This is a genomic window from uncultured Microbacterium sp. (assembly GCF_947489255.1).
GTDB classification, from domain to species: Bacteria; Actinomycetota; Actinomycetes; order Actinomycetales; family Microbacteriaceae; genus Microbacterium; species Microbacterium phycohabitans.
The window spans coordinates 1-5,571 of sequence record NZ_CANLCY010000011.1 but is presented as its reverse complement, the minus strand read 5'-3'; the positions used below and the strand labels follow the sequence as shown (position 1 = coordinate 5,571).

3 rRNA genes are annotated in these 5,571 nt (G+C 54.6%); all 3 read left to right on the top strand.

Annotated elements, in window-relative coordinates:
* Window positions 1-250 precede the first annotated feature (250 nt).
* The 3 genes from Q0818_RS16685 (at window position 251) to rrf (ending at window position 5,525) form a co-directional block, all read left to right on the top strand.
* Window positions 251-1,772, top strand: a 16S ribosomal RNA gene (locus tag Q0818_RS16685).
* Window positions 1,773-2,194: 422 nt separating this feature from the next.
* Window positions 2,195-5,306: ribosomal RNA gene (locus Q0818_RS16680) — 23S ribosomal RNA — on the top strand.
* Window positions 5,307-5,408: 102 nt separating this feature from the next.
* Window positions 5,409-5,525: ribosomal RNA gene (gene rrf / locus Q0818_RS16675) — 5S ribosomal RNA — on the top strand.
* Together the 16S, 23S and 5S rRNA genes form the textbook arrangement of a ribosomal RNA operon.
* Window positions 5,526-5,571: the final 46 nt, after the last annotated feature.

Sequence of the window (5,571 nt, the reverse complement as noted above, 5' to 3'; positions counted from 1 at the left end):
AGTGAACTGCCTCACGGGTAGGTCGAGATGACTGTTTCTGTGGGTGCGTCCGTTCCTTGAGAACTCAACAGCGTGCACTTGTCAAATGCCAATTTATTCCTCGTCGATCTTCGGATTGCGAGAAATTCCTTTGGATCAAAGACCAGCCCTTTTGGGGGTTGGCATATGGATACGTCAGTAATGATGTTTCTCTTTGGTCAGTTTCAAACTCGCTGCAGCATCGTTTTCCCGGTGTTGTGTGCATTTCTTTTTTACGGAGAGTTTGATCCTGGCTCAGGATGAACGCTGGCGGCGTGCTTAACACATGCAAGTCGAACGGTGAAGCCAAGCTTGCTTGGTGGATCAGTGGCGAACGGGTGAGTAACACGTGAGCAACCTGCCCTGGACTCTGGGATAAGCGCTGGAAACGGCGTCTAATACTGGATATGAGCCCTCATCGCATGGTGGGGGTTGGAAAGATTTTTTGGTCTGGGATGGGCTCGCGGCCTATCAGCTTGTTGGTGAGGTAATGGCTCACCAAGGCGTCGACGGGTAGCCGGCCTGAGAGGGTGACCGGCCACACTGGGACTGAGACACGGCCCAGACTCCTACGGGAGGCAGCAGTGGGGAATATTGCACAATGGGCGAAAGCCTGATGCAGCAACGCCGCGTGAGGGATGACGGCCTTCGGGTTGTAAACCTCTTTTAGCAGGGAAGAAGCGAAAGTGACGGTACCTGCAGAAAAAGCGCCGGCTAACTACGTGCCAGCAGCCGCGGTAATACGTAGGGCGCAAGCGTTATCCGGAATTATTGGGCGTAAAGAGCTCGTAGGCGGTTTGTCGCGTCTGCTGTGAAATCCCGAGGCTCAACCTCGGGCCTGCAGTGGGTACGGGCAGACTAGAGTGCGGTAGGGGAGATTGGAATTCCTGGTGTAGCGGTGGAATGCGCAGATATCAGGAGGAACACCGATGGCGAAGGCAGATCTCTGGGCCGTAACTGACGCTGAGGAGCGAAAGGGTGGGGAGCAAACAGGCTTAGATACCCTGGTAGTCCACCCCGTAAACGTTGGGAACTAGTTGTGGGGACCATTCCACGGTTTCCGTGACGCAGCTAACGCATTAAGTTCCCCGCCTGGGGAGTACGGCCGCAAGGCTAAAACTCAAAGGAATTGACGGGGACCCGCACAAGCGGCGGAGCATGCGGATTAATTCGATGCAACGCGAAGAACCTTACCAAGGCTTGACATACACCAGAACGGGCCAGAAATGGTCAACTCTTTGGACACTGGTGAACAGGTGGTGCATGGTTGTCGTCAGCTCGTGTCGTGAGATGTTGGGTTAAGTCCCGCAACGAGCGCAACCCTCGTTCTATGTTGCCAGCACGTAATGGTGGGAACTCATGGGATACTGCCGGGGTCAACTCGGAGGAAGGTGGGGATGACGTCAAATCATCATGCCCCTTATGTCTTGGGCTTCACGCATGCTACAATGGCCGGTACAAAGGGCTGCAATACCGTGAGGTGGAGCGAATCCCAAAAAGCCGGTCCCAGTTCGGATTGAGGTCTGCAACTCGACCTCATGAAGTCGGAGTCGCTAGTAATCGCAGATCAGCAACGCTGCGGTGAATACGTTCCCGGGTCTTGTACACACCGCCCGTCAAGTCATGAAAGTCGGTAACACCTGAAGCCGGTGGCCCAACCCTTGTGGAGGGAGCCGTCGAAGGTGGGATCGGTAATTAGGACTAAGTCGTAACAAGGTAGCCGTACCGGAAGGTGCGGCTGGATCACCTCCTTTCTAAGGAGCATCTGGCATCTCATGGTCTTTCGGGATTGTGGGTGTCCAGGCGCCAGTTCAGCACCGAATGTGTGTTGCTGGTAGCTCATGGGTGGAACATTTGACTTGGTGTCGGGGACGATGTTTCCGGGTTTAGTACGTGGCTTGCCACGGGAACGATTCGGTTCGGAGTTTTTGTCACATGCACGCTGTTGGGTCCTGAGGGGCCGGGCGCTGATTGCGTCAGTCGTTTGGCTGGTGTGGTTGGTGTTTGTTCCTCTTGGGCCTGTTCTGGTGCCGGTGTTTCGGTGGCTGGGGTGGGTTCCGCCCGTACTTTGAGAACTACACAGTGGACGCGAGCATCTTCGAGTCAGTCTTTGGCTGGCTCGTGAAGATGATCTTAAAGATCATTAGTCAATTTTTTGACGATTCAACTCATGTGATTTCAAGTCTTTAAGAGCAAACGGTGGATGCCTTGGCATCTGGAGCCGAAGAAGGACGTAGCAATCTGCGATAAGCCTCGGGGAACTGATAAGCGAGTTTTGATCCGAGGGTGTCCGAATGGGGAAACCCCGCCAGGGCGCGTGCGTACCTGGTGACTCCCGCCTGAATATATAGGGCGGGTAGAGGGAACGTGGGGAAGTGAAACATCTCAGTACCCACAGGAAGAGAAAGCAACAGCGATTCCGTGAGTAGTGGCGAGCGAAATCGGAAGAGGCTAAACCTAGCGTGTGTGATAGCCGGCAGGCGTTGCATGTTGGGGGTTGTGGGACTTTTCGGATTGTTCTGCCGAGCAGTCGACGTGACAAGAGGGTATAGACGAACGGTTTTGAATGGCCGGTCATAGAGGGTGCGAACCCCGTAGTCGAAATGCTTGTTCTTGGCGTGAAGAGTATCCCAAGTAGCACGGGGCCCGAGAAATCCCGTGTGAATCTGTCAGGACCACCTGATAAGCCTAAATACTCCCAGATGACCGATAGCGGACAAGTACCGTGAGGGAAAGGTGAAAAGTACCCCGGGAGGGGAGTGAAATAGTACCTGAAACCGTTTGCTTACAAACCGTTGGAGCCTCCTTAGTAGGGGTGACAGCGTGCCTTTTGAAGAATGAGCCTGCGAGTTAGCGATACGTGGCGAGGTTAACCCGTGTGGGGTAGCCGTAGCGAAAGCGAGTCTGAATAGGGCGATTCAGTCGCGTGTCCTAGACCCGAAGCGAAGTGATCTATCCATGGCCAGGTTGAAGCGACGGTAAGACGTCGTGGAGGACCGAACCCACTTAGGTTGAAAACTGAGGGGATGAGCTGTGGATAGGGGTGAAAGGCCAATCAAACTTCGTGATAGCTGGTTCTCTCCGAAATGCATTTAGGTGCAGCGTTGCGTGTTTCTTGCCGGAGGTAGAGCTACTGGATGGCCGATGGGCCCTACAAGGTTACTGACGTCAGCCAAACTCCGAATGCCGGTAAGTGAGAGCGCAGCAGTGAGACTGTGGGGGATAAGCTTCATAGTCGAGAGGGAAACAACCCAGACCACCAACTAAGGTCCCTAAGCGCGTGCTAAGTGGGAAAGGATGTGGAGTTGCTTTGACAACCAGGAGGTTGGCTTAGAAGCAGCCACCCTTGAAAGAGTGCGTAATAGCTCACTGGTCAAGTGATTCCGCGCCGACAATGTAACGGGGCTCAAGCACGCCACCGAAGTTGTGGCATTGACATTTTTGGTAGGCCTTCGTGGTCCAGCCGTGTTGATGGGTAGGAGAGCGTCGTGTGGCGAGTGAAGCGGCGGGGTGACCCAGCCGTGGACGCTACACGAGTGAGAATGCAGGCATGAGTAGCGAAAGACGTGTGAGAAACACGTCCTCCGAAAGACCAAGGGTTCCAGGGTCAAGCTAATCTTCCCTGGGTAAGTCGGGACCTAAGGCGAGGCCGACAGGCGTAGTCGATGGACAACGGGTTGATATTCCCGTACCGGCGAAGAACCGCCCAAGCTAATCCAGTGGTGCTAAGAGTCCTAGCTCACGCTTTAGCCGATCCCTTCGGGGTGAGGCGGGTGTGTGTGAACGCTCGACCCCATGCTGGTGCGGCTAGCGTATTAACAGGTGTGACGCAGGAAGGTAGCCCAAGCCAGGCGATGGTAGTCCTGGTGCAAGTGCGTAGGCCGACTCTTAGGCAAATCCGGGAGTCATTGAGGCTGAGACACGATGCGGATAAAAAGTGGGTGATCCTATGCTGCCGAGAAAAGCATCGACGCGAGGTTCAAGCCGCCCGTACCCCAAACCGACTCAGGTGGTCAGGTAGAGAATACCAAGGAGATCGAGAGAATCGTGGTTAAGGAACTCGGCAAAATGCCCCCGTAACTTCGGGAGAAGGGGGGCCATCCACTTATTAGGACTTGCTCCGAAAGGGTGTGGTGGCCGCAGAGACTAGTGGGTAGCGACTGTTTACTAAAAACACAGGTCCGTGCCAAGTCGCAAGACGATGTATACGGACTGACGCCTGCCCGGTGCTGGAAGGTTAAGAGGACCGGTTAGCCGCAAGGCGAAGCTGAGAATTTAAGCCCCAGTAAACGGCGGTGGTAACTATAACCATCCTAAGGTAGCGAAATTCCTTGTCGGGTAAGTTCCGACCTGCACGAATGGCGTAACGACTTCCCAACTGTCTCAACCGCGAACTCGGCGAAATTGCATTACGAGTAAAGATGCTCGTTACGCGCAGCAGGACGGAAAGACCCCGTGACCTTTACTACAGCTTGGTATTGGTGTTCGGTGTGGCTTGTGTAGGATAGGTGGGAGACGGTGAAGCATTCACGCCAGTGAGTGTGGAGTCATTGTTGAAATACCACTCTGGTCACTCTGGATATCTAACTTAGGACCGTGATCCGGTTCAGGGACAGTGCCTGGTGGGTAGTTTAACTGGGGCGGTTGCCTCCCAAAATGTAACGGAGGCGCCCAAAGGTTCCCTCAACCTGGTTGGCAATCAGGTGGCGAGTGTAAGTGCACAAGGGAGCTTGACTGTGAGACTGACAGGTCGAGCAGGGACGAAAGTCGGGACTAGTGATCCGGCAGTGGCTTGTGGAAGCGCTGTCGCTCAACGGATAAAAGGTACCTCGGGGATAACAGGCTGATCTTGCCCAAGAGTCCATATCGACGGCATGGTTTGGCACCTCGATGTCGGCTCGTCGCATCCTGGGGCTGGAGTAGGTCCCAAGGGTTGGGCTGTTCGCCCATTAAAGCGGTACGCGAGCTGGGTTTAGAACGTCGTGAGACAGTTCGGTCCCTATCCGCTGCGCGCGTAGGAAGTTTGAGAGGATCTGACCCTAGTACGAGAGGACCGGGTTGGACGAACCTCTGGTGTGTCAGTTGTTCCGCCAGGAGCACCGCTGATTAGCTACGTTCGGGATGGATAACCGCTGAAAGCATCTAAGCGGGAAGCCGGCCTCAAGATGAGACTTCCATACCCTTTGGGGTGAGAGGCTCCCAGCCAGACTACTGGGTTGATAGGCCGGATGTGGAAGCGTAGTAATACGTGAAGCTGACCGGTACTAATAAGCCGATGACTTGATAACACACCGTTTTTGGTGCTTGCGTCCACTGAGTGGTTCTCGATGTACGGTCGAGAACAACACAACAATGAAAATCGTTGTAGGTTTTTGAAACATCAATAGTGTTTCGGCGGCCATAGCGAGAGGGAAACGCCCGGTCACATTCCGAACCCGGAAGCTAAGCCTCTCAGCGCCGATGGTACTGCAGGGGGGACCCTGTGGGAGAGTAGGACACCGCCGGACTTCCTTTAACGAAATGGCCACCCAACGCTGGGTGGCCATTTCGCAT